1 rRNA gene is annotated in these 273 nt (G+C 49.8%); it reads right to left on the reverse strand.

From position 1 onward, the window contains the following. A 23S ribosomal RNA gene (locus tag LCF57_RS22255) occupies positions 1 to 242 on the reverse strand; the annotation flags it as partial. Between the last annotated feature and the right edge of the window lie 31 nt (positions 243 to 273).

Genomic DNA, 273 nt, shown 5'->3' on the forward strand with positions numbered 1-273 from the left:
GACGGAATCACTATTGTTTTCTCTTCCTCAGGGTACTTAGATGTTTCAGTTCCCCTGGTCTGCCTCTATTCTGCCTATGTATTCAGCAGAAAGTGACTGTCGATGGACAGCCGGGTTTCCCCATTCGGACATCCCCGGATCAAAGCTTGCTTACAGCTCCCCGAGGCCTTATCGTTGTTCGCCACGTCCTTCGTCGGCTCCTGGCGCCTAGGCATCCTCCGTGTGCTCTTTGTAGCTTAACCTAGTATTTACAATGTAAATACGATTGACTAC

It is taken from the genome of Paenibacillus sp. BJ-4 (genome assembly GCF_020404765.1).
Taxonomy (GTDB): Bacteria; Bacillota; Bacilli; order Paenibacillales; family Paenibacillaceae; genus Paenibacillus.